Raw genomic sequence first — 25,051 nt, forward strand, 5'->3', positions numbered from 1 at the left:
TGAACCTGACACTGGTGTCAAGTTCTACCGTAGCGCGCATGACCGGCGAACCCGTGTTCCCGCGCACCGAGCACCACCGCCAGCACCGGCACGAGCAGCACCAGTGCGGCCCAAGGGAAAGCCCCGGCGCCGAAGTGGTCAAGCAGCAGCCCGCCCGCCATCCCGCCACCGGCCATCGCCGCGTTCCACAGCGTGACGAGCACGGCCTGCGCGGTGTCGGCGGCTTCGCCACCGGCCTGCCCGGCCGCGGTCTGCAGCAGCGTCGGCACGCCGCCCCAGCCGAGTCCCCACACCGCCGCGGCGAGGTAGACCAGCGCCGGGCTCCCGGCGAAGACCCCGAGCACCCCGGCCGCCGCGCCGACCAGCACGGTGCCGGCGATCGTCAGCGCACGCAGCCCGCGGTCGATCCACGCGCCGACCACCCAGATGCTCACCATCGAGGCCACGCCGAAGATCAGCAGCACCAGGCCGACCTCGGCGCCGAGCCCGGCTCGCTCCAGAAAAGTGGCGAGATAGGTGTAGAGAATCGTGTGCGCCAGCACAAAAACCAGGGTCACCACCAGCACCGGCGCCACCCCCGGCACGGCGAGCGTGCGCCGCACCGGCAACCGGCCACCGCCGGGCGACCCGGCGAAATCCGGGACGGCCACGGCGATCCAGCCCAGCAGCACCACGGCGAGCACGGACATCACGGTGAAGGTGACTCGCCAGCCGAGCACACCACCGAGAAACGTGCCCGCGGGCACGCCGAGCGACAGGGCGAGCGGGATGCCCGCCATCACCACCGCGATCGCCTTGCCCGGCAAGCCTTCGGGCGCCAGCCGGCGCGCGTATCCGGCCAGCAGCGCCCAGACCACCCCGGCGGCCAGCCCGGCGACAAACCGGGCGGCCATGGTGAGCAGGTAGTCGGCGGACACCGCGGTGACCGTGTTGGCCACCGCGAAACCGGTGATCCCGGTCAGCAGCAAGCGTTTGCGCCGCCAGCCGGCGGTGGCCGCGGACAACGGGATCGCGGCGACCGCGGTGCCGATCGCGTAAACGGTGACGGTCTGCCCGGCGGCGGATTCGACGACCCCGAGATCGGCGCCCAGCGCGGGCAGCACCCCGGCGGGCAGCGCCTCGGTCAGCACGGTGATGAAGGCGGCGGTGGTCAGCGCCAGCAGGGCGGGCAACGGAAGTCTCATGCCGCCCATGCTCGAACCGTCACACCGGTGTGAAGGTCAACCAGGAACCCAGTGAGGTGGCACACATGCGCATCGGCGCACTCTCCGCGCGGACCGGCACGCCCCGCCGTCTGCTGCGGTACTACGAGGAACAGGGGCTCATCGCGGCCGAGCGGCTGCCGAACGGCTACCGCGACTACCACGAGTCCAATGTGGACCGCGTGCACCAGATCCGCGGCCTGCTCGACGCCGGGCTGCCGACGCGGATGATCAAGCGGATCCTGCCCTGCCTGAACCGGCCGCGTGCCATCCACTTCCCCGACGCCACCCCGGAAATGCTCGCCGCGCTGGAGGCCGAACGCGATCGGCTGACCCGCCGCATCGACACCTTGCGGCACAACCGCGACGCCATTTCCGGCTACCTGGAAACCGTGCGCGCGCAACGCTGCTCGGTCAATCATTAGGGTGACCAATGAGTTAGACTGCGCGGTCATGGAGACGAGCGCCCCCGCCCGGCTGGCCGGCCTGCCCAGCTGGCTGCTCACCCAGACCGCACAGCACGCCCACCGGCTGATCGCCGACGAGCTGGCCACCGCGGACGCCCGCGGCCACCACTACCGCCTGCTGGCCACGCTCGACGAAACCGGCCCGGCGAGCCAGGCCGAACTCGGCCGCCGGACCGGCATCCACTTCAGCGACGTGGTGGCGGTGCTGAACGAACTCGCCGAGCGCGGGCTGCTCGACCGCGCCCCGGACCCCGCCGACCGGCGGCGCAACGTCATCACGATCACCGCGGCCGGTCGCCGTCAGCTGAAGAAGCTGGACAGGCTGGTCGCCGGGGTGCAGGACCAGCTGCTCGAACCGCTGTCACCGGCGGAACGCGAGCAGCTGACCGGGCTGCTCACCCGGCTTCTGGCGCACCACTCGCCGAGCGCGGCGCCCGATCGGTGACCAGGTCCATCAGCTCGATGCCGTGCGCGACCCCGGGCACCACTTCGACGCGCACCTTCGAGGACAGCGGCGCGATCCGCCGCGCCTGCCGCTCCGCGTCGTAGAGCACGCTGCGGCCGCCGAGCACCAGGTCCACCGGCACGTCCAGGGACCGCCACTGCTCGTCGGTCAGCGTGTCGAACATGAACGCCCGGGTGCGGTGCGGCAACTGCGCCAGCGTGATCCGGCGGATGGTGTCGTCGAGAAAGGCGCTGAAGCTCGTCTTCGCGAAGCGCCGCCGCACGGCCGCGGGCATCAGCATCAGCCCGAATCCCGTGAGCAGCCACAGGTGCTGCTTGAACCCGATGTCCGCCAGGCCGCCGGGATCCACCGCGGTCACCCCGGAAAGCCGACGCGGGCGGCGGATCGCCTGGTTCAGCGCCAGCCAGCCGCCGCGCGAAACCCCGGCCAGGTGCACGCGTTCGCAGCCCAGCGCGGCGAGCACCTGGTCCAGCCAGTCCGCAATGGACTCCGCGTCGGGCAGGGGCGCGGTCTGCACGCTGCGGCCCGGCTCCCCCAGCGAATCGACCGCGTAGACCGGATGGCGTTCGCCCAGTGCGGCGGCGTGCGCCTGGAACGACAGCGAAGTCGCCGTGACGCCGTGGAGCAGCACCAGCGGAACTCCGGTACGACTGCCGCTGCGCCGCACGTTCGTTGAACCGTAGGTCGTCTCGATGGTCAGTTCCTCGGCGGGCTGGGGCCAGTCCAGCAACGAGTCGTAGACCGCCAGGTACCGCTGCCTGCTCCGCTCATCGGGAAAACCGCTGATCATCGCCTACCCCCGGGTTTTTTTATCGTGCGCTTGCACTACCATACCGTCTTGTGCCGAAACGGGTGGATCATCAGCTGCGGCGCCGGGAGATCACCGGCGCGCTCTGGGAAATCGCCAGGGCCGACGGGCTGGCCGGGGTCACCCTGCGCCGGGTCGCGGCCGAGGTGGGCATCTCGATGAACCTGGTGCAGTACTACTTCCCGACCAAGGACGAGTTGCTCACCTGCGGCCTGCAGCACTTGATCGAGGCGGCTTCGGCTCGCTTGAAGGCCGAGATCGAGGCCGCCTCGGGACCGCGTGCCGTGCTGCGGGCGGCATTGGTCGGCCTGCTGCCGGTGGACGACCGCAGCCGGTTGCTGACCGCGGTGCACCACGCCTACCTGGCCCACGCGATCACCGACCCCGCGATGGCCGCCCTGCTGAACCGAATCCCGCGCGAACTGGCCGAGCAGCTCGCACCGACCGTGGACCACCCCCACGCCCTGACCGAGGTGGACGCGCTGCTGGCGATGGTCACCGGACTGGCGCTGGGCCTGCTGATCGGCACCTACACCCAGGACGAGGCCATCGCCCAGATCGACCACCGCCTGGCCGCGCTCTTCCGTTGACATGCAGCCGTCTGGCTGCCTAACCTATAGGCAGCCGAACGGCTGCATGTTCGAGGTGAGGGTGATGGACGAGGTGTTCCGGGCGCTGGCCGACCCCAGCCGGCGCCGGTTGCTGGACCGGCTCAACGAGCGCAACGGCCAGACCCTTCGCGAGCTGTGCGCGGGGCTGGACATGGCGCGGCAGTCGGTCAGCAAGCACCTGGCCGTGCTCGAGGCGGCGAACCTGGTCGCCACCACCTGGCGCGGCCGCGAGAAGTTGCACTACGTCAACGCCGAGCCGATCAACGCCGTGGCCGAGCGCTGGATCAGCCAGTACCACCGCGAGCGCGTGCGCGCGCTCGCCGATCTGAAGACCGCATTGGAGAGCGAGCCGATGAGCAAGCCCGAATTCCTCTACACCACCTACATCAGGACCACCCCGGAGCGGCTCTGGCAGGCGCTGACCGACCCGGCCTTCACCATCCGCTACTGGGGCGCGGTGCTCGAATCGGAGTGGACCGAGGGCGCGACCGTGTCGTGGGAGCAGAACGGCTGGAAGTCAGCCGATCCGGAGCAGGTGGTGCTGGAGTCGGAGCCCTACCGGCGGCTGGCCTACACCTGGCACACCTTCACCCCGGACTTCGCCGAGATCATGGGCATCGAGCCCGAGTTCGTCGAGCGGGCCGCCGCCGAGCCGCGGTCGAAGGTGACCTTCGACCTGGAACCGGCGGGTGAGCTGGTGAAGCTGACCGTGCGCCACGACGGGTTCGAGCCGGGCAGCGCGGTGCTGGAGGCGGTCGGCGGTGGCTGGCCGCACATCCTGGCGAGCCTGAAAACCCTGATGGAGACCGGAGAACCGCTGCCAGACCCGGAAGACTGACCGCGGCTGCTTCACCGCGTTCAGCCGGCGAACCGGTCCAGTGCGGCCACCCGCGCCGCGTCGAGGCCCGGTGAGTTGTTGTGGCCGGTTTCGTCCACCAGCACCAGTTCCGCGCCGGGCCACGCGTGGGCCAGTTCCCACGGCGTACCGACCAAATTGGACAGATCGAGCACGCCCTGCACGATCACACCGGGAATGCCGGCCAGCTTCCCGGCGTCCCGCAGCAGCTGGCCGTCCTCCAGCCAGCTGCCGTTGCTGAAGTAGTGCGTGACGATCCGCGCGAAGGCCAGCCGGAATTCCGGGCTCTCGTAACGCGGGCTCGGTTCCGGCGCGGTCGGGATGATCGCGGTTTCCCAGTCACACCAGGCACGAGCGGCGCGGGCACGGACTTCGGGGTCGTCGTCGAAGAGCAGCCGGTGGTAACCGGCCGCGATCTCGCCCTCCGGCACGAGTTCGCGGAAACGGGCGTACGCGGCCGGGAACATCGCGCCGAGGTTCCGGGTGATCAGGTCGGTTTCACGCGGCCGCCCGGTGGCCACCCCGGAGTGCAGCATTTCGGAAACGCGGTCCGGATGGCGTTCGGCGTAGGCGAGCGCCAGCACCGATCCCCACGACGCCCCCGAAACCAGCCACCGCTCGATGCCGAGCGTGGTGCGCAGCAGTTCGATGTCGGCGATCAGGTGATCGGTGGTGTTGGCGGACAAATCGACATCGGGCTCACTCGCGTGCGGGGTGCTGCGGCCGCAGTTGCGCTGGTCGAACAACACCACCCGGTACCGCTGGGGGTCGAACAACCGGCGGGCGCCCGGCGTGCAGCCCGAACCGGGACCGCCGTGGAACACCACCGCCGGCTTGCCGTCGGGGTTGCCGCATTCCTCCCAGTACAGGGAATTGCCGTCGCCGACGTCGAGCATTCCGTGGCGGTACGGTTCGATCTCCGGATAGAGCCCAGTCACCATTTCCTCCGATATTCCGTGGGGGTACAGCCGGTCAGCGCGCGAAAATCCCGGTTCAGGTGAGCCTGGTCGGCGTATCCGGTGACCGCCGCGATTTCGGCGAGCGGGCGCGGGCCGGTCATCAGCACGGCGGCCCGGCTCAGCCTCGCGATCCTGCCCGCGGTTTTCAGCCCGAGGCCGATCTGCTCGCGGAACCGGCGGTTCAGGTGCTGGCGCGTCCAGCCGATTTCACCGGCGAGCCGGTCGATCCGCACCCGGCCACCGGTGTGCTGCAAGCGTTGCCACGCCCCGAGAACCGGAGCGTCGAGCCCGGCGCCGAGCCACGCGCCGAGCCGCTCGTCGAGCAGCCGGAACCGCGCCGCCCACCCGCGGGCTTCGGCGAGTTCTTCGGTCAACCGCCTGCCCCGCGCGCCGAGCAGGTCCGTGACGCTCACCACGGAATTCGCGATTTCCCGCAGTGGCAAGCCGAACAACGCGTATGCGCCGAGCGGCGTCAGCCCGACGGAGATCCCGCGTGACCGGCCCGGCAGTTCCTCGGCCACCATCGGCCGGTCACGCAGTCCGATCACCGCGGACGCGGGCAGCACCACGCCGGATTCCAGGCGGCGCACCGGCGATTCGAAGTCGACCGACAGCGTGAGCACACCGAGCGGGGTGGTCCGCCACACCCGGCGTTCGTGCTGGCGGTAGTCCTGCGCGGTGTAGCTGAGCACGTGCGCGGCGAGCCGGGGGTGCGGTGACGCGAACACGTGACCGCCGTCGAGCCATCGACCTCCGCGGCAGGCACCACCAGCGCCCAGCTCCCCATGCCCCGAGCCTACGGCCTTCCATTCGTCCAAGACGATCGGTTTACCGGGCTCCTACCGTTCCGGACATGGGGAAAACCGGCGACTTCACCAGTGAAAGCAGACGAACCGCGTATTTCGCGGCCTACCGGTCGGCGATGGCCGAAGGCCCGCCACCGGCGGCCGTGCACGACGTCGAAACCTCGTTCGGCACCACCCGCGTCTACCGGCACGGCAATGACGGGCCGCCCATCGTGCTGCTGCACGGCCTGCTGGCCGGCGCGCCGATGTGGGCCCCGTTCTGGGCGCCGCTTTCGGCCGGGCACACCGTGTACACCATTGACATCCTCGGTGAGGGCGGGCACAGCGTGCAGACCGGGCCGATGACCGAGCACGCCGATCGCGCCCGCTGTCTCGACGAAGTGCTCGAAGCGATGCGGCTCACCGGTGTGCACCTGGTCGGCGCGTCCTCCGGCGGCTGGCACGCGGTCAACTACGCGACGCGGTACCGCGAGCGCCTGGCCACGGTGACCCTGCTCGACCCGACCACGGTCACCGCGAACTTCTCCTTCGGCGCCCTGCGGTACGGCGTGCTGCTCAAGCTGTTCCCGTTCGACTGGATGTGGCGGCGGTTCTTCCGCTGGGCCGCGGGCACCGACATCTCCGGCGACCCCGCCGTCCGCCTCGCCAGGGCCGCGACCGGCGCCTACCGGCCCGCGATCCTGTTCCAGACCTGCCCGTCCGAAGCCGACCTTCGCGCGATGGACGTGCCGACGCTGGTGGTCCTCTCGGGCCGCAGCGTCGTGCACGATTCCGCGCTGGCCGCCGAACGGGCACGCGCCTGGCTGCCCCAGTCCGAAGTGGAGGCTTGGCCCGAACTCGGCCACTACTTCAGCCCCGCCGACTGCCGCCGGGCGGCCGATCGGCTGCTCCACTTCATCGCCGCCCGGTTGCCTCAGGCGTAGACGCCGGCCAGCCAGGATTCCCAGGCCTTCGCCTCCGCCTCGGTGTCCACGGCACCGAAGTGGTGCGCGGCGACGGCCACCGGGTCACCCCAGGTGTTGCGGCCGAAGAACCGGTAGAAGGCGTCGCCGGTGCGAATGCCGAGGAAGTACGGCGAGCGGTAGTCGAGCTCGCCGTCAAGACGCCCCACTCCGGGGATCTCGACCGAAACCCGGTCACCGAGCGTCGCGTCCGTCAGCCCCAGTTCGCGGACGAGCCGGTCGAAGGCACCGGCGTCGGTGGCGGTTGCCGCGGGCGCGTCCACGGTCAGGTATTCGGCGGCCTTCCCGTCGAAGTGCTCGACGTAGGCGGCCATCGTGGCCTGGTACAGGTCGGTGTGGTGCAGGCAGCCGTCGTACAGGTTCTGCCAGTCCTCCTCGGGAAACGCGCCGCGGTGCGTGTACCGGACGAACGACTTCCCGCCCGGGCGCGGCTCGATCACGTTGTCCAGTTCGTTGAACCAGTCGCCCTTCTCCGCACGGTTGGCGAAGCGGCTGCCGGGCTCCCAGGCGGTGATCTTCGCGCCGGGCGCGATGTCGATCGCACCGCCGAGCCGGGGCTCGCACTCGATCGGCCACAGCCAGCCCGCCGTCCCGGTGGTGATGGCGGCAAAAACCTGCTCCGGGGTGCCCTTGATCTCGCGCTCGCTGCGGACCTCGAACTCGCGGTTCATCTGCTTGCTCCTTGGCTCGTTTTCGCTGGTAGAGCAAGAGTCTCACCGACAACTTTTCTTGTCAAGACAGATTGAATTGTCGGCATCATGACTGTTACTTCTGATTTCCAGCAGAACTAGCCGTTGGACTTCTTGCTGTTCCCGGCACAGGGTGGGAGGTGAGCGAAGGAAGAGGAGTGAAGATGACCTACCTGCACCCCGGCGACCCCGGCTTCGAGGACGAGGCAGCCGGTTTCCAGACCGCCTTCCGGCACGAGGCGAAGGTGATCGCCGCCGTGGAGAACGCGGACGACGTGCGTGCCGCGGTGCGTCACGCCCGCGAGCAGGGCCTGCCCGTTTCGGTGCAGGCGACCGGGCACGGCTTCACCACACCCGCCACCGGGATGCTGATCAGCACCCGCCGCCGGCGCGGGGTGCGGGTCGATCCGGTCACCAGGACCGCCTGGATCGAAGCGGGCGCGCGGTGGCAGGACGTGCTCGCGGAGACCGGCGCGCACGGGCTCGCGCCACTGTCCGGCAGCGGCCCCGGCGTGGGTGCGGTGTCGTACGCGCTCGGCGGCGGCGTCGGCCTGCTCGCCCGGCGCCACGGGTTCGCCGCCGACCACGTGCGGCGGGTCGAACTGGTCACCTACGACGGTGAACTCATCGACGTGACCGCCGAAAGCGAGCCCGATCTGTTCTGGGCGCTTCGCGGCGGGCGCAACGGTTTCGGCGTGGTCACCGGCATCGAGATCGCGTTGTTCCCGGTCGCCACGATCTACGGCGGCGGCATGTACTTCGGCCCCGAACTGCTGTCCGAGGTCCTGCGTGGTTTTCGCGAGTGGACGGACACCGTGCCCGAGGAGCTGACCTCCTCACTCGGCATGGTGCCGATGCCGGACGTTCCCGGCGTGCCGGAACCGTTGCGCGGCAAGCACATCGCGCATCTGCGAGTGGCGTACTGCGGCGCGCCGGACGAAGGCGAACGCCTGGTCGCGCCGTTGCGTGAACTCGGCCCGCGCCTGATGGAGCGGTTCGCCGAGATCCCCTACGCCGACGCGGCACGCACGATCTTCAGCGAGCCGGACACCCCGCACGGCTACTACGGCGACACCGCGCTGCTGAGCGATCTCCCGCCGGGCATCTCGGATCGGATCGTCGAACTGGCCGGACCGGACGCGCCGATCGGCCTGGTGACCGAGGTGCGGCACCTCGGCGGCGCGCTGTCCCGGCCGCCCGCCGTGCCGAACGCCGTCAGCCACCGCGAGGCGCGGTACCAGCTCATGGCGCTGTCCGGGCCGGGTGAAGACGCGCACGCGGCCCAGGAGCGGGTGTTCGCCGAGGTCGAACCGTGGACCCTGGGCCGCGCGCTGAACTTCGCCTACGGAGAGCGATCGACCTCGCGCGCGTTCCACTCCCCCGAGGTCGAACGGCGGCTGGCCGAACTCAGGCGGGCTCGGTGACCTGCATCAGCATGAGCAGGTTGCCGCAGGTGTCGTCGAAGACCGCGCTGATGCCGCCCATGGTTTCGGCGGGCTCACCTCGGAACTCCACACCGCGCTCGACCAGCTGCGCGTACTCCTTGTGGATGTCCTCGGAGAACAGCATGGTGAACGGCATGTTCGTTTTGTAGAGCTCGGCCTGGTAGGTGCGCGCGAACTCGTAGCCCGCCGGCTCCAGCAGGATTTCCACGCCGTCGGGCTCGTCCGGGGGGACCACGGTCAGCCAGCGCGCACCGCCCACGTCGATGTTGTGCTTGACCTGGAAGCCCAGTTTGTCCGTGTAGAACCGCTCCGCCCGGTCCTGGTCGTTGACCATGATGCTCACCAGCTGGGCCTTCATCACAAACTCCGTTCACCGTGCGTATCCGACGACGGCCACGGTTCCACCGACAACTTGTTTTGTCAAGACACGTCATCCTGTCGGCTGGGTCACCGCCGGACGAGCACCTGCAGCTCGGTCACCCCGCGGTCCGGTTCCTCGTTGCAGTAGTCGAGATAGACCTCACGCGGGTAGCCGACCGAGGTGTAGCCGTGTTCCTCGATCCAGTACGCCAGCGTCTGGATGGTGCGGTCGACCTCGTCCATCGAGCCCTGGTGCAGCACCGTCGCGGCGGCGTCGAGCGCGGGCAGGTCCACCACGTCGAAGTCGTGTTGGCGGCCGCTTTCCAGCGCCACCGGTGCCGCGGCGTGCACCCGCACCCGCTCGTCGGCCACCGATTCGTAGTACGCGATCGTGGGCGCGACGATCCGGAGGCCCGCATCGTCGAGGCGACGGCACAGCTCACCGAACAGCGGCTGCACCACGGGTCCGATGTCGTCGGGGGCGAAACTGGCCGCCACCCCGGAAAGCTCGGCGACCCGCAGCGCGGCGACCGGCTTGAGGAGCACGTCCTCGGTGTTCATGTGGCCTTCGCGCTCGATGGTGCGCAGCCGCGCCTCGACGCGGTCGAGCCGGTCGGTGTCGGCGGAGATCTGCGCTTCGAGCTGCGCGCGCCGCAGTCGCAGCATGCCGCGCAGTTCCTCGGGATTGAGCTTCTCGCCGATGATCTCGCGGACCTGTTCGAGCGTGAAACCCAAGTCCTTCAAGGCAACCACGCGGTTGAGGTCACGCAACTGGGCCGCGTCGTAGTAGCGGTAGCCGCTGGCCTCGTCCACGTGACCGGGCCGCAGCAGGCCGATGTTGTCGTAGTGCCGGAGCATGCGCACCGAAACCCGGCCGAGCCTGGCGAATTCCCCGATGGCGAACACCAGGGCAGCTTCACACGCCGGCCCGGCGGGCGCCACCTCCCGCTGCGCGCCCCCGACGAACGAACACCGGGAGGTGGCCCGCCTCGGTCCGCGTCAGCGGACGATGCGTGCGATCAGCCCGGTCAGCACGAGCCAGAAGACCGCCGCGAGCCCGTAGTTGATCAGCACGCCGACCTGGTAGTTCTCCAACTGGAACAGGCCGGGGAAGAACAGCGCCAGCGGTTCGGCGATGGCGCGCATGAATTCGACGAACGCGTTGGCCGCGTTGGCGCCCAGCAGGATCATCAGGATGTAGATGACCTCGATGAGCGCGATCACTGCCCCGACGCCGGTGATAACTCGCGCGGCCGTCGACCGGCCGCCGGATACTCGCAATCTGGACATGCCCAGGAGTTCCCCGGGAACCGGTGCGGAAACGCCGGGGACGGCCGATTGCGCCGTTCGACCACCGCTTTCCCGCCGAATGGCCGTATCTTGCGGGCATGACGGGGTTGCGCGCGGCTACGGACCGGTACCTGTCGAACACCGAGCTGTACGCGGATCCCGCGCTGACCGAGCATCTCGACTACGCCAGGTGGTTCCGGCATTCCGGTGGCACGCCTGTGGTGCTGGCCCCGCACGGCGGCCGGATCGAGCCGGGCACCTCGGAGCTGTGCCTCGCCGTCGCCCGAGTGTCCACATGCGACTACTGGCTGTTCGAAGGACTGCGTGACGAGCGGCGCCTGCACGTGACCTCCAGCCGGTGCGACGACCCGGTGGCGCTGGCCCTGTGCGCGGGCACCGACCGCGCGCTGAGCCTGCACGGCTGCATCACGCTGCCCCGCGAAGGCGTGCTGATCGGCGGCCTGGACACCGAATTCGGCGGAATCGTGCACGAGGAACTCGGCGCGCGCGGCATCGAGACCCTCGACGCGGCCGAGCACCCGGCGCTCGCCGGGCGGTCGCCACGCAACATCGTCAACCGGACCCGCTCCGGCATGGGCGTGCAACTGGAACTCCCGCTCGCCCTCCGCGACGCGATGCGTGACGGCACCCCGCTGTTCGAATCCTTTGTCGACGGTGTGGCGACGGCACTGCACCGCGTCTGGCCGGACGCTTGACAGCGGGTATTCTTCACCGGGTACTCTGAGTCGAGTATTTGAACCCGGACACGGAGGCGGGCGATGGCCGCGCGGGGCAGGGCGAATCCGCTGGCGCTGGCGGTGCTGACGCTGCTCAACGAGCGCCCGATGCACCCCTACGAGATCTCCGGCACGCTGCGTGAGCGGCACAAGGAAGACAGCATCAAGCTCAACTACGGCTCGCTGTACTCCGTGGTCGACTCGCTGCACAAGCGTGAGCTGATCGCGTCGAGGGAGACCGTGCGGGAGGGCAGGCGGCCCGAGCGCACGGTCTACGAGATCACCCCGGCCGGGGTGGCCGAGATGCACGACTGGCTCAGCGACCTGCTGGCCAATCCGGTCAAGGAGTTCGCCCAGTTCGAGGCCGCCCTGTCGCTGATGCCCACGCTGCCACCCGACGAGGTGGTGCCCCTGCTCGAAGCACGCCTGCGCAGCCAGGTGCAGCGGAAGCGGGAGCACGACGCCGCCGCGGAAACCGCGCGCAAGCACCTTCCCCGGCTGTTCATGGTCGAGGACGAATTCCGGCGCGCCCTGCTGGAAACCGAGATCGAGTTCACCAGGAACCTGTTGCGGGAGTTGAAGTCCGGCGAGTTCGACGGCCTGCGCGTCTGGGCGCGCATGCACGAGCTGCGGGCGTCGGGAGCGACGCCGGAGCAGTTCGAAGAAGACCTCACCACCGAGTTCCCGGAGGCGGTGACCTGGCTCAACCAACCGGAAGAGAACTGAGGTGATGGCCCCGGCCGGGGTGCGGCAACACCGCGGCCGGGAGCCATCCGACACACCCGAGTCCCCGTCCGCGGACAGCAACTCGAAGCGCGCCTGCGAACGCCAGGGTAGTGCACCGCGGCGGGTGGCTCCTCACCAGAGAAGGAGCACCATCGTGCCCAACCACGCCATCGAAGCCTCGGGTCTGGTCAAGACCTACGGCAAGGGCGCCAAGGCCGTGCCCGCGCTGGCCGGGCTCGGCTTCACCGTGCCGGCCGGCATCGTGTTCGGCCTGCTCGGCCCGAACGGCGCCGGCAAGTCCACCACCGTCAGGATCCTCACCACGCTGGCCGCGCCCGACGCCGGGCAGGCCACCGTCGCCGGGATCGACGTCCGCCGCCACCCCGGCCGGGTGCGCCGCGTGATCGGCAGCGTCTCGCAGAAACCGGCCTTCGACCCGGTCAGCACCGGCCGTGAGAACCTGCTGCTGCAGGGCCATCTGCACGGGCTGCCCGCCGCGTCGGCGCGGAGCCGGGCGAAGGAACTGCTCGACCGGTTCGGGCTCACCGACGCCGCCGACCGACCGGCCGGCAAGTGGTCCGGCGGCATGCAGCGCAAGCTGGACGTCGCACTCGGCCTCGTCGCCCGGCCCAGCGTGCTGTTCCTGGACGAGCCGACCACCGGCCTCGACCCGGAGGCCAGGGCCGAGATGTGGGCGGAGATCACCCGGTTGTCCGGTGAGGACGGCCTTACCGTGCTGCTGACCACCCACTACCTGGAGGAAGCCGACCAGCTGGCCGCGCGGCTGGTGATCGTCGACCGCGGCCAGGTGGTGGCCACCGGCAGCCCGGAGGAACTCAAGAACGAGCTGAACGGCGACAGCGTGCACGCCGAGCTGTCCACTGTGGAGGATCTGGGCGCGGCCCGCCGGGCGCTGGAACCAGTGGCGGGTGAGATCAGCGTGGACGGGCTCACGCTGCGCGCCCGGGTCAGCGCCGGGGCCACCGCGCTGCCGCGGGTGCTCGCCGCGCTCGGCAGCGCCGGCGTCGAGCCGGTGTCGATCGGCACCGCGCGCCCGTCGCTGGACGAGGTGTACCTGCGGCACGCCGGTCGTGACTTCGGCACCGCCGACACCGTGGCGGGAGGTGCCCGATGACCACCTTCGCCTCGCACACCGGCAGGCTCACCGCGCACGCGCTGCGGCGGCTCTCGCGGCAACCGGCCTACCTGCTGTTCAACCTGGTCCAGCCGATGGTGTGGCTGCTGCTGTTCGGCGAGCTGTTCCGTCGTGTGGCCGAGTTGCCGGGCTTCGGCACTGGCGACTACCTGACCTACCTGACGCCGGGCGTGATCGTGATGACCGCGATGATGTCGGCCGGCTGGGCCGGCACGTCGTTCATCGACGACATGGAGCGCGGTGTGATGGACCGCTACCTCACCTCACCCGCCAGCCGGGGCGCGCTGATCGCGGGTTCGCTGGCGCACCAGTCGGTGGTCACGGTGATCCAGTCGCTGATCGTGTTCGGCGTCGGCCTGCTCGCCGGGGCGCGCTACGACGGCGGAATCCTCGGCGTGCTGGTGGTGCTGGGCGCCGCGGTGCTGCTGTCGATCGTCTTCGGCGCGTTGTCCGACGCGATCGCGTTGCTGGTGCGCCAGCAGGAGGCGCTGATCGGCATCTCGCAGTTCCTGGCGCTGCCGCTGGCTTTCCTGTCGTCGGTGATGATGGCGCCGTCGCTGCTGCCGGGCTGGGTCGGCACGGTCGCCGAGTACAACCCGGTGGACTGGGCCGCCGTGGCCGGGCGCGAAGCGCTCACCGCGGCCCCGGACTGGGCCCGGGTCCTCGGCCACGGCGGGCTGCTGCTGGCGCTGGCGGTGCTGATGGGCTGGCTGGCCACCCGGGCGTTCCGGGTGTACCAGCGTTCCTCCTGATCAGCCGCGCTTGCGCACCACGGCGAGGGCCACGCCGACCACGATGACCAGCAGCACGGCCGCTCCGGCAAACCAGATCCACACCGGCGGGCTGTTGTCCTCGACGGCCAGCACGCCGACGCCCTGACTGGTCGTCTCCGGCGGTGCCGACGTCGGCGTGTTCGGCACGGCGGGCGCGGACGAAGGAGCCGCGCCCGCCGCCGGCGCGGCCTCCTTGGTCAGGGTGAAGCGGGTGGTGCCGTTGACCGTGTGCCCGTCGGCGCTGGTGACCTCGTAGTTCACCGCGTACTCCCCCGCCGGGCCGACCGGCGTGACCGGCACGGTCAGCACCGGGCCCTTGGCGGCGAGCGTGCCGACCTGCCACTGCGACGCGTTCGGCCCGGTCACGGTGACCTTGCTGGTCTCGACCTTCACCAGCTCGCTGAACCGCAGCGTGAGCTGGCTGGGGGCGGCGTCCAGCGTGGCGCCCTGCGCCGGGTCGCTGGACTCGAGCTTGGTGTGCGCGCCCGCCGCACCGGCGGTGGCCAGCAGGGCGAAGGCGGTCAGCAACAGCGACACGGCGGTGCGCTTCATCTCGGGTTTCTCCTCGAGGTCGTCGGCATCCGCCCATTCTCCCTCAGCCCTGGGTATGACAACCGCCGGTTCGAGGTTTCCGGCGGGCTCCCGGGCTAGGTTCGACCCGTGCCGAAACTCCACCTCCTGCTCGCCGACGCGGTCGCGGCCGCACTGGTCACCGCGGCCTACTTCGGTTTCCAGGACGGCGGCGAGCCGTTCTGGGTGGTGGCGCTGGTGGTCGCGGCCATCGGCCCGCCGCTCGCGGTCCGCCGGTGGTGGCCGCTGCCCGTGCTGGCGGTGGTCGCGCTGGGCTCGTTCGCCGCGCTCCTGCTCGACCTGACCAGGGAACCGCTGCTGCCGGTGTCGTTCGTGCTGTACGCGGTCGGCCTGCTGGTCCCGGCGGCACGGGCGATCCCCGCGCTGGTGACCACGCTGATCGGCACGGCGACGGTGCTGCTCGTCGCCTCGCCCGACTCGCTCTTCGGCGCCCCGGTCGAAGCCACGGTCATGCTGTGGGTGTTCCTGTGCGCGGCCTGGGCCGCTGGACGAGCCGTGCGGGTCGTGCGAGCCCGCGAGGCACGGCGGGAAGCCCGGCGCGCCGAGGAAGCGCTCACCGGCGAACGCCTGCGCATCGCCCGCGAACTGCACGACGTGGTCGCGCACAGCATGAGCCTGATCGCGGTGAAGGCTTCGGTCGCCAACCACGTCGCCGAGCAGGACCCCGGCGAAGCGCGCGACGCGCTGCGGATCATCGAGGAGACCAGCCGCGGCACGCTCACCGAACTGCGCCGCCTGCTCGGGGTGCTGCGCAGCCCGGACGGCGCGGAACTGGCGCCGGCGCCCGGAATCGACGGTCTCGGCAAGCTCGCCGAGCACGCGCGCGAAGCCGGGATCGACGTCAAGCTGAGCGTGGACCACGCAGAGCTGCCGGAGAGCCTGAGCCTGTCCGTGCACCGGATCGTCCAGGAATCGCTGACCAACGTGGTCAAGCACGCCGCCGCGAAGCACTGCGAGGTGGTGATTTCGGTGGACGAGCACAACGTCCGGATCGAGGTGACCGACGACGGCCGCGGCCCCGGCGCCGGTTCGGGCGGGCACGGTCTGCTCGGCATGCGTGAACGCGTGATGATGTACGGCGGTGCCTTCGAAGCGGGCGCGGCACCCCCCGGCGGTTTCCGCGTGCACGCCCGCCTGCCTCGTGAGGTGAACCCGTGATCCGTGTGCTGGTGGCCGACGACCAGGCCCTGCTGCGCGGCAGTTTCCGCGTGCTGGTGAACAGCGCGCCGGACTACCAGGTGGTCGCCGAAGCCGGGAATGGGGCCGAAGCCGTCGAACTGGCCAGGCGCGAGCAGCCGGACGTGGTGCTGATGGACGTGCGCATGCCGGAAGTCGACGGCATCGAGGCCACGCGCCGGATCAGCCAGGAGACCAGCGGGGTGCGCGTGCTCATGCTGACCACCTTCGACCTGGACGAATACGTGTTCGCCGCGTTGCGCGCGGGCGCGAGCGGGTTCCTGCTCAAGGACACCCCACCGGCGGACCTGCTGTCCGCGATCGGTGTGGTCGCGGCGGGCGACAGCCTGCTCGCCCCGGCCATCACCCGGCGGCTGATCGAGGAGTTCACCCGGCAGGGCGGCTCGGCACAGCGCCCATCCCGCGAACTCGACCTGCTCACCACGCGCGAACGCGAGGTGCTGACGCTGGTCGCGCGCGGGCTGTCCAACACCGAACTCGGCGAGCACCTGCGCGTCAGCCAGGCGACGGTGAAAACCCACATCGGCCACCTGCTGGCCAAGCTGCACGCCCGCGACCGGGCGCAGCTGGTGATCGCCGCCTACGAAAGCGGGCTGGTCACTCCGGCGCGATGACCTCGGCGCGGCAGAGGAAGGCGAACGGCGACCGCCCGATCCTGGTGAGCACCACGCTCGCTTCGCTGGTGCCGTTGAGCTTCATCCGGCGCCGCAACGCATCCGGATCCACGTCGAGTCCGCGCACCAGGATCTCCAGCCTGCCGATCTCGTGCCGCCGCAGCATCGCCCGCAGGCTTTTCTCCTGGTACGGCCCGTGTTCGAGCACGCGGAAGGCACGCACGCCGGGCGGCGGGTGGTCCCCGGTGAGGTAGGCGATCCGCGCGTCGAGCTGCCAGAGGCCGTGCCGCGCGCCGTAGTGGCGGACCAGCCCGGCCCGCACCACCGCACCGTCCGGATCGACGATCCACTCCCCTGCCGGCGCCACCGGCACCTCGTCCGGTTCGGCGTCGGTGATCGTCCACTGTGTACCGTCCGACCGCAGCACGCTGGCCCGGCGGGACACCGTCGCCGCGTCACCCGCCCACAGGCAGGCTTCGCGCACCTGCCCGTCGAGCGAGACCAGCTCGATCTCGTCCGCCCACGGCGCCACCTCGGGCGGCAGGCCCGGCGCGCACTTCACCACCAGGTCCCGGCCGCGGTACACGGCGGCCAGTTCGTCCAGCGGTGGCGCGAAGTCCTCGGGTTTCCAGGTGCGGCGTCCCGACGAATCCCGGCGGGCCGGGTCCGCCACGACCACGGCGTTCCCGTCCCTCGGCCGCAACGCGTCCGCCTGGAACAGCTCGGCCTCGATCCCGGCCTGGGCGCAGTTGTGCCGCGCCATTTCCAGCCGCACCTCGTCGAGGTCCGAACCGGTGCACGCGCTCGCCATCTTGGCCAGTTCGACCAGGTCCGCGCCGATCGAGCAGGTGACGTCGTGGACTTCCCGGCCTTCGAGGCGCTTCGCCCGGTGCCGGGCCACCGCCGACGCGCTCGCCTGCTGGAGCGCGTCCGCGGTGAACAGCCACCGGTCCGCACCGTCCACTTTGGTCACGGCCTTCCGCCGCAGCAGCACGGTTTCCAGCACGGCCGCGTAGTGCTCGCCGACCACGCGCTTGGCGGTGGCCACGTCCGCGATCCGGGTGCGGTCGGTCAGCGGCAGTTCCGCGCAAGCGGACAACGCCGCCTCCCCGGCGCCGGAGCGCAGGAAGGCGACGTCGTCGACGGTGAAGGAATAGGCCAACTACAGCCCGGTCGCGGCAGGCGGCTTGGTGCCGGTGATCATCACGTTGTAGAACAGCTCACGCGGCAGCACCTTCGCCAGCAGCTTCTTGTCCAAAGCGGACAGCCGCAGCCACAGGTGGTAGGCGAACAGCCGCCACCGCACGGTCAGCTTCTCCTGCGGCACCGCCGCTTCGAAGGTCCGGATCGGCCAGCCCGCGAGCGCCGCGGCGAACTCCTCGGTCACCGCGCGCACGTCCACCGCGCCCGCGCCCAGCGCCATGCCCTCGAGTTCCGACGGGTCGAAGGTGTGCAGGTCCACCACGGCCTCCAGGGCCGCCGCCCGCGAGGACTCGTCCAGTTCCTCCTGCGGCCGCCGCCACGCCGAGAGCGCGGGCAGCTTGGTCACGTTGGTGGTCAGCCACCAGGTGAGCTGGCCGAGCCGCCGCGCGTAGAAGTTGCCGATCTTGGTCGGCTCCCCGGCGAAGACGAACCGCCCGCCCGGCTTGAGCACGCGCAGCACCTCGCGGAAGGCGGCGGGCACGTCCGGGATGTGGTGCAGCACCGCGTGCCCCACCACCAGGTCGAAGGTGTTGTCCGGGTACGGGATGCGCTCGGCGTCGGCCACCCGCCCGTCCACGTCCAGGCCCAGGTTCTCCGCGTTGCGCAGCGCGACCTGCACCATGCCCGGTGAGAGGTCGGTGACCGAGCCCTTCTTGATCACCCCGCCCTGCATCAGGTTCAGCAGGAAGAAGCCGGTGCCGCTGCCCAGCTCCATCGCCGTCGGGTACGGCGTGTCCTCCTCACCGGCGACCGCGCGGAACACGTCGGTGGCGTAGCTGATGCAGCGCTCGTCGTAGGAGATGGACCACTTCTCGTCGTAGGTCCCGGCTTCCCAGTCGTGGTAGAGCACGTTGGCCAGCTTCGGGTCGCCGAACGCGGCCTTGACCTCTTCCTCGGTGGCGTGCGGGTGCGGCGCCGGGTCGTTCACCTCGGTCATGCGCGGCTCACTTCCCTTCGAAGGTGGCCTTGCCCGGGCCGTTCTCGATGAACGACTGCATGCCGGCGGCCTGGTCCTCGGTCGCCCACAGCCCGGCGAACAGCTGGGTCTCCAGCTTGAGGCCGTTGGCCAGGTCGAGGTCGAGCCCGCCGTCGATGGCGGCCTTCGCCGCACGCAGCGCCACCGCGGGGCCGTTGACGAACTGCGCTGCCCACTTGTGCGCCGCCGCGTACACCTCGTCCGGCGCGACGACCTCGTCCACGATGCCGAGCGCGAGCGCCTCCTCGGCCTTGACGAAGCGGCCGGTGTAGACGAGGTCCTTGGCCTTGCTCGGGCCGATCAACCGCGCGAGCCGCTGCGTGCCACCGGCGCCGGGGATCACGCCGAGCTGGATCTCCGGCTGACCCACCTTGACGTTGTCACCGGCCACCCGGCGGTCCGCGGTCAGCGCCAGCTCGAGCCCGCCGCCGAGGGCGTACCCGGTGATCGCGGCGACGGTCGGCTTCGGAATGCCGGCCAGCAGGCTCAGCGAGGTGGACAGCGCTGTGCCGAAGGTCACCATTTCGGGGTAGGAACGGGCGGCCATCTCCTTGATGTCCGCGCCACCGGCGAAGGTCTTCTCCCCGCCGTAGAGGATCACCGAGCGGATGTCGGCGCGCTCGGTCACCTCCCTGGCGGCTTCCGCCAGCTCGGCCTGCACCTGGTTGTTCAGCGCGTTCACCGGCGGGCGGTCCAGCCGGATCGTGCCCACCCCGGCCTCGACCTCGACAGCTACGAACTCTCCCACGCCCATCCTCCTCGGCAAGCTTGACTGGTTCCAGCAGGCTACCGGGCAGTACGCGGATCTACCGGCGACGGGCGAAGTAGCGGTCGCCCCAGCGCTCCAACACCAGGTCCTGCGCGAAGGTGGCGGATAGGTTCTCGCTGGTCAGCACGTCGTCGACCAGCCCGGACGCGACCGCGCGGCCGTCACGCAGCAGCAGCGCGTGGGTGAAGCCCGGCGGGATCTCCTCGACGTGGTGCGTGACCAGCACCATCGCCGGTGCGTCCGGGTCCAGGGCCAGCTCGGACAGCCGCGCCACCAGGTCCTCACGGCCACCGAGGTCCAGCCCGGCGGCGGGCTCGTCGAGCAGCAGCATCTCGGGGTCGGTCATCAGCGAGCGCGAGATCAGCACGCGCTTGCGCTCGCCTTCGGACAGCGTGCCGAAGGTGCGGTCGGCCAGGTGCTTGATGCCCATCGCGCCGAGCAGTTCCTCGGCGCGCTCGGTGTCGAGCGTGTCGTACACCTCACGCCAGCGGCCGAGCACCGCGTACCCGGCGCTGACCACCACATCGCGCACCACCTCGTCGGCGGGCACCCGCGAGGCGAGCGCGGCCGAGGTGAACCCGATGCGCGGGCGCAGCTCGAACACCGAGACCTTGCCGATCCGTTCGCCCAGCAGGTGCACGGTGCCGGTGGTCGGGTGCAGTTCGGCGGCGGCCAGGCGGAGCAGGGTGGTCTTGCCGGCACCGTTCGCGCCGAGCACTACCCAGCGTTCGTCGAGTTCCACCGCCCAGTCGAGGTCGGCGAGCAGGTCGTTCTGGCCGCGCCGCACCCCCACGCCGCTCATCCGCACCACGAGGTCGTCAAGTTCGTTCGGCTGCGTCAGCTCGGTCACGGGCGCCATTGTCACCGACGCGGCGGAGCGCACGCGCAACGGCCTACCCCCACCGTGTCCACCGCGTGGAACAGCTGACCGGGCGTAGTCGATCTGTGGCAGTATGCCGGTTGTGAACAGGCCGACAACCGCATGGCGCCGCACCGGGTGGCGCAACATGTGGTCCGACCTGACCGTCGACCTCCTGCTCGTCGCCTCGTGCGGATGTACACCCGCGCGGCACGGCGGCTGACGCCTTCTTTCTCTCTGTTTCGTCCGGGTTCAGCCCGTGCCGCGCGCAGTGCCGTAGTTCATCCCTTTTCCGCACGCGCCCGGAGGCACCGCCATGACCCAGTCACTCGTTCGTCCCGACTTCGAGATCCACCCCCGCATCACCGACCCGCTGCTCCCCGACCTGCTGCACCCGGAACGGCAGCTGTGGACCCCGCGCGAACTGGCCGACCTGACCAGGACGGTGGCCGGTGAGCTGACCGGGAGCCTGCGCACGATCCTCCGGTTCGACGAGGAGCAACGGTGGTGGGCGCGCCTTGCGCTGACCGACGGGGTCGAGCTGTGGCTGCTGTCCTGGCTGCCCGGCCAGCACACCGCCCCGCACGACCACGGTGGCGCGGCGGGTTCGTTCACCGTGCTGCAGGGCGAACTGGCCGAGGAGTACCGCTACCCGGGCGGCCCGATCCGCCGCCGGGCGCACTTCGCGGGCGACGGCATCGGCTTCGGCGCCGGGCGGGCGCACCAGGTGACCGGCGCCGGCGCCACCCCGGCGGCCAGCGTGCACGCGTACTCGCCGCCGCTGGTGCCGACGCGGGAGTACCAAAGTCTGGCGGACGTCCCGGCCCAGATCCCGGCTCTCCCGGTGACGCTGGGCTGATGAGCATCGAAGACGCGCTGGCCGCCGCTCGCGCCACCCTGACCAGGGTGGAGCCCGCGGCGGCGCACCGCATGCAGGCCGAGGGTGCGCTCGTGGTGGACATCCGCCCGCACGCGAACCGCGCCGAGGAGGGCGAGATCCCCGGTTCCGTGCCGGTGGAACGAATCCACCTCGAATGGCGGCTCGACCCGGCCAGCGAGCACCGCCTGCCCGAGGTGCACGCCGATCTGCCGGTGGTGGTCGTGTGCAACGAGGGCTACGCCTCCAGCCTCGCCGCCGCCGACCTGAAACGCCTCGGCCTGCACCAGGCGACGGACCTGGTCGGCGGCTACCGTGCGTGGCGGTCCGCCGGACTGCCGGTGGAGCCGGGCGGTCGCCCCGCCGTGCCGTAGTAGTCCAGCAGCTCGTCGACAAGCGGCCCGGCCGCGCGGCTGGCGCCGTGGCCGGGCTGCCAGCTGCACACCAGCGTCATGGCCACCACGCGTCCCGTGTCCAGCACCCGCCGTGCCGCCTGACGGATCTCCTTGGCGGACGGCCCGCGCTCGGCCGGGAACCGGAAGCCGGGCACCTCGGCCGGGTCGAGCACGTCCAGGTCGATATGCAGGTAAATGGGCCCATCCGGCACGGTGAGCTCGCCGATTTCGGCCCTTTGGACTGAATCGGTGGCCGCAAGGAACTCGGCCTCCGGCGGGTCGAGGTCACGAGCACCGACGAGCCACACGGGCCCGACACCTTGGTCCAGCACCCTGCGCAACGGCATGCCCCCGGGGTAGTTGGAGGCGCTGCTCTGCGGGGTGTGCAGGTCGCCGTGCGCGTCGAACCAGACCACCGCGGGCACCACCCCCCTACGCCGCAACCCGGCGACCACACCCAACGCCACCGTGCAATCCCCAGCGATCACGGCTGGTCTGTCGGCGTCAGCGACCGCGTCAGCCACCACCCCATGAAGCGGCGCGATACGGGACCAAAACTCGCCAGGCGGCATCTCGGCAGTGATGACGCGCCCGGCCCGCTGTGGCAGCTCGGACATCGACTCGTCGAGGTGATACGGCACCAGCAGTGTGCTCATCCATTTCACCCTAGGAAGCCACGCCCGGCTCCGCAGCCCCTCCGCGGGCCACCAGCACCGAAGCGCGGAGTCCACCTCCTGAACGCAGGCCCGAACGCGGAGCCCGGCTGCATAGTGCAGATCGCCTACCCGGGCGCGGGCATCGCAAGCGTCGCCGCGCCTATGGCTTGCGGAACACGGCCAGCTCACGGCGCAGGCCGCAGCCGCCTTCGAGGCGCTCCTGGCAAAGCCACGGGCATGCCCAACTGCCCAATTCCAGCGGACCGGCAGGCGAACCCGGCCGCCCAAACCCAGCGGCACGACAGCCAAACCCAGCCGCCACGCCGACCGAGGGGTCGCCCATCGACTTGACCAGCTCCACCAGCTCGGCCGCGTAGGTGAAGCCCTGCGGGTACGCGATCCACCGCGCCCGCGGGTCACCGGGCGGATCCCCGCGCAGCACCACATCGGCGCGGCGAAGGTGACATGGTGCGCCACCTGGTCGACGCGGCCAAGAACCGGGACGCCGCGCTGGCCGCGGCGGACGCCGGGCACCCGGCGGCGGCACTCGGCGTGGACACCGTGCTGACCGGGGTGGCGGCCAATCTCGGGGCGGTGGCGGACAGGCTGACCACGGCGATCGGGCCGGGCGGTGAGGGGCTGGCCGCGGTCACCGAACTGGTCGACCCAGCCCCAAACCCAGCGGCACGACAGCCAAGCCCAGCCGAACCCAGCGGCTCGACGGGCAAACGCAGCGGCTCGAACCTAGCGGAACGACAGGCGAACTCGGCGGCCCGAGCGCACCGGATCGACAGGCAAACCCAGCCAACCCCAGCGGACCGGCAGGCGAACCCGGCTGCTCGCTCGCAGTGGACCGACAGGCGAACTCGGCGGCACGAGGCTCAAGTGAGGGCGTGGCTCGAGTGTGGGAGCGGCTCAAGTGCGGGCGTGGCTCGAGGCTGGGAAGCGGCTCGAGCCGTCGGACTCGTGGCTCGTGGTGATCTCGTTGTTGTTCGTGTCCGCGGTGCTGCTCACCCTCCGCGGGCTCACGCTGTGCAGTGGCCTTCGTCGCGCGCCGGGTGCGCAGCCCCGCTCGTGTGTGGAAGCGGCGTCCAGCACGAGCGTGGCTGGGTGACTCGGCTGTGGAGGGTGGAACTCGTCTGGGGTGCTCCCTTCGTCGCCTGTGTATCGCGGGCCCCGGGGCGGAACCCGGCGGCTGCCGCCTGCTCGGCCGAACGACCGAGCAGGACTTGCGGGGCCGCCCCTCCCTGGGGCCGACGGCCCTGAAGCCCCTGGCCAGTGGCGGCCGGAATGGTGGGCCCGGCGGCGGTCCGGAACCGAACCGCCGCCGGGTCGCTCGGTTACAGCTGTTTCACGTCGATCGCCGCCGCCATGGCGTGGTAGCCGGCATCGTTCGGGTGCAGACGGTCACCCGAGTCGTAGGCGGCCAGCATCAGGTCCTCGTCCGCCGGGTCCGCCAGCGCCCGGTCGAAGTCGACCACCGCGTCGTATTCGCCGGAGGTCCGGATCCAGTGGTTCACCTCGTCCCGCACGGCCTCGCGTTCCTCGCTGAAGTAGAACGAGCCCTTGAACGGCGTCAGCGTGCCGCCGATCACCCGGATGCCCGCGGCCTTCGCCTGCTTGATCAGTTCACGGTGCCCGGCGATCAGCTCGGCCGCGCTCACCCATGGCGTCGGCCCGAGGCAATCGTCCGGCGGGAACGCGCTCATCCCGATGTCGTTGATGCCCTCCAGCACGATCACCGACCGCACCCCCGGCTGCGCCACCACGTCCCGTTCGAACCGCGCGGTCGCCTTCTCGCCGAGGCAGTTCGAGTCGGTGAGCACCCGGTTGCCGCCGATCCCGGTGTTCAGCACCGGCCGTTTGCCGCCCAGCCGCTCGGCCAGCTCGTCCGGGTACCGATTGTCGGCGTCCACAGTGGACAGAGCGCCCTCGGTGATCGAATCGCCGAAGGCGACCACGGCGCTCTTGCCCGGCGCGAGCACCTCCACGCCCGACAGCAGGTACCAGGAAGTGGAAGTCTCGGTGAACGCCGCCGCGCCGGTGTCCGCCCGGTGGTCGCCGCTCGCGCGGTAGCTGGTCGCGATCGCGTTCACGTGCGCGGTGACCGGCCCGGTCGGCTCGCGGAAGTAGAGCGTGACCGTCAGTTCCTCCAGCGGCGCCACCAGCAACGGCAACGGGTCGCTGCGCAGCTCGCCCCCGGCCGGGATCTCCGCCGACCGCGCGCCACGGAACCGCAGGTCCCGCACGGACCCCGGCTTCACCGCGGCGCCTTCACCCGCGCGCGCCACCGTCGCGCCGGTCAGCCTCAGCGGCTGGCCGCCGTATTCGTTCGACAACCGGATCCGCGCGGAAACCCCGCCCGAAGCCACCCGGACGACCTGGCGCACCGAGTGGTCGGCGAACCCGGCCTCGGACCAGTTCGGCCCCAGCCCGGACGACGGTTTCTGGACCGCGGTTGCCCAGGTTCCCGCCCACAGCCCCGATTCCGGGGTGGCGGCGGCCGTCGGCGCGGTGCCGATCGCGGCCGTGGTGACCAAGCCCAGCAGCAAGCCGAGCAGTCTTCGTTTCATCGGACCTGTCCTCCCAGTCAGCAGGTGA

The 25,051-nt window shown here is 70.8% G+C and carries 31 protein-coding genes; 15 read left to right on the top strand and 16 right to left on the bottom strand.

The genetic code is table 11. From position 1 onward, the window contains the following. Positions 1-17 precede the first annotated feature (17 nt). A complete protein-coding gene (locus A4R43_RS20505) occupies positions 18-1,184 on the bottom strand; it encodes an MFS transporter (RefSeq protein ID WP_236809151.1) in 1,167 nt (388 codons plus the stop codon). Positions 1,185-1,249: 65 nt separating this feature from the next. On the opposite strand from A4R43_RS20505, the gene A4R43_RS20510 reads away from it, so the two are divergent. After that, positions 1,250-1,627, top strand: coding sequence for a MerR family transcriptional regulator (locus A4R43_RS20510; RefSeq protein WP_113697759.1), 378 nt, complete (start codon positions 1,250-1,252; stop codon positions 1,625-1,627). Between the two features lie 28 nt (positions 1,628-1,655). Beyond that, complete coding sequence (locus A4R43_RS20515) at positions 1,656-2,114, top strand: MarR family winged helix-turn-helix transcriptional regulator (protein ID WP_113693814.1); 459 nt, start codon at positions 1,656-1,658, stop codon at positions 2,112-2,114. Here the strand turns inward: A4R43_RS20515 and A4R43_RS20520 are convergent. Beyond that, the gene (locus tag A4R43_RS20520; protein ID WP_113693815.1) at positions 2,065-2,925 is read right to left on the bottom strand and encodes an alpha/beta fold hydrolase; all 861 of its coding nucleotides are present in this window, start codon (positions 2,923-2,925) and stop codon (positions 2,065-2,067) included. The two genes, A4R43_RS20515 and A4R43_RS20520, sit on opposite strands and share 50 nt — an antisense overlap. A 50-nt stretch (positions 2,926-2,975) precedes the next feature. Here A4R43_RS20520 and A4R43_RS20525 point away from each other — a divergent pair, with 50 nt between their 5' ends. Continuing rightward, positions 2,976-3,533 (top strand): TetR/AcrR family transcriptional regulator, encoded by a 558-nt coding sequence (locus tag A4R43_RS20525; protein WP_113693816.1) that lies wholly within the window; start codon positions 2,976-2,978, stop codon positions 3,531-3,533. 64 nt (positions 3,534-3,597) lie between these two features. Continuing rightward, on the top strand, positions 3,598-4,392 hold the full coding sequence (locus tag A4R43_RS20530) for an ArsR/SmtB family transcription factor (RefSeq protein WP_113697760.1): 795 nt from the start codon (positions 3,598-3,600) through the stop codon (positions 4,390-4,392). A gap of 20 nt (positions 4,393-4,412) precedes the next feature. On the opposite strand, the gene pip is transcribed toward A4R43_RS20530, so the two are convergent. Both pip and A4R43_RS20540 read right to left on the bottom strand, forming a co-directional pair. Continuing rightward, entirely contained in the window at positions 4,413-5,351 is a 939-nt protein-coding gene (pip, locus tag A4R43_RS20535) for a prolyl aminopeptidase (RefSeq protein ID WP_113693817.1), read from the bottom strand. Further along, positions 5,345-6,097, bottom strand: a complete 753-nt coding sequence (locus tag A4R43_RS20540) for a helix-turn-helix domain-containing protein (RefSeq protein ID WP_236809152.1) — start codon at positions 6,095-6,097, stop codon at positions 5,345-5,347. The genes pip and A4R43_RS20540 overlap by 7 nt, the downstream gene beginning before the upstream one ends. A 125-nt stretch (positions 6,098-6,222) precedes the next feature. Between A4R43_RS20540 and A4R43_RS20545 the strand changes: the two genes are divergently transcribed. Further along, positions 6,223-7,098 carry an alpha/beta fold hydrolase gene (locus A4R43_RS20545; RefSeq protein WP_113693818.1) on the top strand — a complete coding sequence of 292 codons (876 nt, stop codon included), beginning with the start codon at positions 6,223-6,225 and terminating at the stop codon, positions 7,096-7,098. Here the strand turns inward: A4R43_RS20545 and A4R43_RS20550 are convergent. Further along, a complete protein-coding gene (locus A4R43_RS20550; RefSeq protein WP_113693819.1) occupies positions 7,089-7,808 on the bottom strand; it encodes an SRPBCC family protein in 720 nt (239 codons plus the stop codon). The two genes, A4R43_RS20545 and A4R43_RS20550, sit on opposite strands and share 10 nt — an antisense overlap. Before the next feature lie 182 nt (positions 7,809-7,990). On the opposite strand from A4R43_RS20550, the gene A4R43_RS20555 reads away from it, so the two are divergent. Further along, positions 7,991-9,250, top strand: a complete 1,260-nt coding sequence (locus A4R43_RS20555; protein ID WP_113697761.1) for an FAD-binding oxidoreductase — start codon at positions 7,991-7,993, stop codon at positions 9,248-9,250. Here A4R43_RS20555 and A4R43_RS20560 read toward each other — a convergent pair. The 3 genes from A4R43_RS20560 to A4R43_RS20570 all read right to left on the bottom strand — a co-directional run bounded on the left by A4R43_RS20560 (position 9,234) and on the right by A4R43_RS20570 (position 10,921). After that, positions 9,234-9,629, bottom strand: a complete 396-nt coding sequence (locus tag A4R43_RS20560; protein WP_113693820.1) for a VOC family protein — start codon at positions 9,627-9,629, stop codon at positions 9,234-9,236. The genes A4R43_RS20555 and A4R43_RS20560 overlap by 17 nt on opposite strands. Positions 9,630-9,718: 89 nt before the next feature. Then, the gene (locus A4R43_RS20565; protein ID WP_113693821.1) at positions 9,719-10,537 is read right to left on the bottom strand and encodes a MerR family transcriptional regulator; all 819 of its coding nucleotides are present in this window, start codon (positions 10,535-10,537) and stop codon (positions 9,719-9,721) included. A gap of 93 nt (positions 10,538-10,630) precedes the next feature. Then, positions 10,631-10,921: a hypothetical protein gene (locus A4R43_RS20570; RefSeq protein WP_113693822.1), complete on the bottom strand. Its 291-nt coding sequence runs from the start codon at positions 10,919-10,921 to the stop codon at positions 10,631-10,633. A gap of 98 nt (positions 10,922-11,019) precedes the next feature. On the opposite strand from A4R43_RS20570, the gene A4R43_RS20575 reads away from it, so the two are divergent. From A4R43_RS20575 to A4R43_RS20590, 4 genes are all read left to right on the top strand, one after another. Beyond that, positions 11,020-11,637 (top strand): poly-gamma-glutamate hydrolase family protein, encoded by a 618-nt coding sequence (locus A4R43_RS20575; protein WP_113693823.1) that lies wholly within the window; start codon positions 11,020-11,022, stop codon positions 11,635-11,637. Between the two features lie 63 nt (positions 11,638-11,700). Continuing rightward, positions 11,701-12,384, top strand: a complete 684-nt coding sequence (locus tag A4R43_RS20580; RefSeq protein WP_113693824.1) for a PadR family transcriptional regulator — start codon at positions 11,701-11,703, stop codon at positions 12,382-12,384. 154 nt (positions 12,385-12,538) lie between these two features. Further along, complete coding sequence (locus tag A4R43_RS20585) at positions 12,539-13,519, top strand: ATP-binding cassette domain-containing protein (RefSeq protein WP_236809154.1); 981 nt, start codon at positions 12,539-12,541, stop codon at positions 13,517-13,519. Beyond that, on the top strand, positions 13,516-14,292 hold the full coding sequence (locus A4R43_RS20590; protein WP_113693825.1) for an ABC transporter permease: 777 nt from the start codon (positions 13,516-13,518) through the stop codon (positions 14,290-14,292). Before A4R43_RS20585 ends, A4R43_RS20590 begins: the two co-directional genes overlap by 4 nt. On the opposite strand, the gene A4R43_RS20595 is transcribed toward A4R43_RS20590, so the two are convergent. Then, positions 14,293-14,865: a copper resistance CopC family protein gene (locus A4R43_RS20595; RefSeq protein ID WP_113693826.1), complete on the bottom strand. Its 573-nt coding sequence runs from the start codon at positions 14,863-14,865 to the stop codon at positions 14,293-14,295. It lies immediately after the preceding gene. A gap of 108 nt (positions 14,866-14,973) precedes the next feature. Here A4R43_RS20595 and A4R43_RS20600 point away from each other — a divergent pair, with 108 nt between their 5' ends. Both A4R43_RS20600 and A4R43_RS20605 read left to right on the top strand, forming a co-directional pair. Continuing rightward, positions 14,974-16,062 carry a sensor histidine kinase gene (locus tag A4R43_RS20600; protein WP_236809157.1) on the top strand — a complete coding sequence of 363 codons (1,089 nt, stop codon included), beginning with the start codon at positions 14,974-14,976 and terminating at the stop codon, positions 16,060-16,062. After that, positions 16,059-16,715 (top strand): response regulator, encoded by a 657-nt coding sequence (locus tag A4R43_RS20605; protein ID WP_113693827.1) that lies wholly within the window; start codon positions 16,059-16,061, stop codon positions 16,713-16,715. The genes A4R43_RS20600 and A4R43_RS20605 overlap by 4 nt, the downstream gene beginning before the upstream one ends. Here the strand turns inward: A4R43_RS20605 and A4R43_RS20610 are convergent. From A4R43_RS20610 to A4R43_RS20625, 4 genes are read right to left on the bottom strand one after another with little or no spacing between them, the layout of a single operon-like run. After that, positions 16,699-17,877: a class I SAM-dependent methyltransferase gene (locus A4R43_RS20610; RefSeq protein ID WP_113693828.1), complete on the bottom strand. Its 1,179-nt coding sequence runs from the start codon at positions 17,875-17,877 to the stop codon at positions 16,699-16,701. The two genes, A4R43_RS20605 and A4R43_RS20610, sit on opposite strands and share 17 nt — an antisense overlap. Beyond that, complete coding sequence (locus tag A4R43_RS20615) at positions 17,878-18,855, bottom strand: class I SAM-dependent methyltransferase (protein ID WP_113693829.1); 978 nt, start codon at positions 18,853-18,855, stop codon at positions 17,878-17,880. A 7-nt stretch (positions 18,856-18,862) separates the two neighbouring features. Then, positions 18,863-19,642 (bottom strand): enoyl-CoA hydratase/isomerase family protein, encoded by a 780-nt coding sequence (locus tag A4R43_RS20620; RefSeq protein WP_113697764.1) that lies wholly within the window; start codon positions 19,640-19,642, stop codon positions 18,863-18,865. 58 nt (positions 19,643-19,700) lie between these two features. Continuing rightward, positions 19,701-20,513, bottom strand: a complete 813-nt coding sequence (locus A4R43_RS20625; protein ID WP_113697765.1) for an ABC transporter ATP-binding protein — start codon at positions 20,511-20,513, stop codon at positions 19,701-19,703. A 325-nt stretch (positions 20,514-20,838) separates the two neighbouring features. On the opposite strand from A4R43_RS20625, the gene A4R43_RS20630 reads away from it, so the two are divergent. Together A4R43_RS20630 and A4R43_RS20635 are read left to right on the top strand one after the other, a co-directional pair. Beyond that, a complete protein-coding gene (locus A4R43_RS20630) occupies positions 20,839-21,381 on the top strand; it encodes a cysteine dioxygenase (protein ID WP_113693830.1) in 543 nt (180 codons plus the stop codon). Beyond that, a complete protein-coding gene (locus A4R43_RS20635; RefSeq protein WP_113693831.1) occupies positions 21,381-21,773 on the top strand; it encodes a rhodanese-like domain-containing protein in 393 nt (130 codons plus the stop codon). Before A4R43_RS20630 ends, A4R43_RS20635 begins: the two co-directional genes overlap by 1 nt. Here A4R43_RS20635 and A4R43_RS20640 read toward each other — a convergent pair. Both A4R43_RS20640 and A4R43_RS44640 read right to left on the bottom strand, forming a co-directional pair. Beyond that, positions 21,710-22,450, bottom strand: a complete 741-nt coding sequence (locus A4R43_RS20640) for an arginase family protein (protein WP_113693832.1) — start codon at positions 22,448-22,450, stop codon at positions 21,710-21,712. The two genes, A4R43_RS20635 and A4R43_RS20640, sit on opposite strands and share 64 nt — an antisense overlap. A 160-nt stretch (positions 22,451-22,610) precedes the next feature. After that, entirely contained in the window at positions 22,611-22,997 is a 387-nt protein-coding gene (locus A4R43_RS44640; RefSeq protein WP_113693833.1) for a methylenetetrahydrofolate reductase, read from the bottom strand. 372 nt (positions 22,998-23,369) lie between these two features. Here A4R43_RS44640 and A4R43_RS20650 point away from each other — a divergent pair, with 372 nt between their 5' ends. Continuing rightward, complete coding sequence (locus tag A4R43_RS20650) at positions 23,370-23,564, top strand: hypothetical protein (protein ID WP_113693834.1); 195 nt, start codon at positions 23,370-23,372, stop codon at positions 23,562-23,564. A 226-nt stretch (positions 23,565-23,790) separates the two neighbouring features. Here A4R43_RS20650 and A4R43_RS20655 read toward each other — a convergent pair whose 3' ends face one another. Further along, positions 23,791-25,023: an SGNH/GDSL hydrolase family protein gene (locus A4R43_RS20655; RefSeq protein ID WP_113693835.1), complete on the bottom strand. Its 1,233-nt coding sequence runs from the start codon at positions 25,021-25,023 to the stop codon at positions 23,791-23,793. Positions 25,024-25,051: the final 28 nt, after the last annotated feature.

This window comes from Amycolatopsis albispora (genome assembly GCF_003312875.1).
GTDB classification, from domain to species: domain Bacteria; phylum Actinomycetota; class Actinomycetes; order Mycobacteriales; family Pseudonocardiaceae; genus Amycolatopsis; species Amycolatopsis albispora.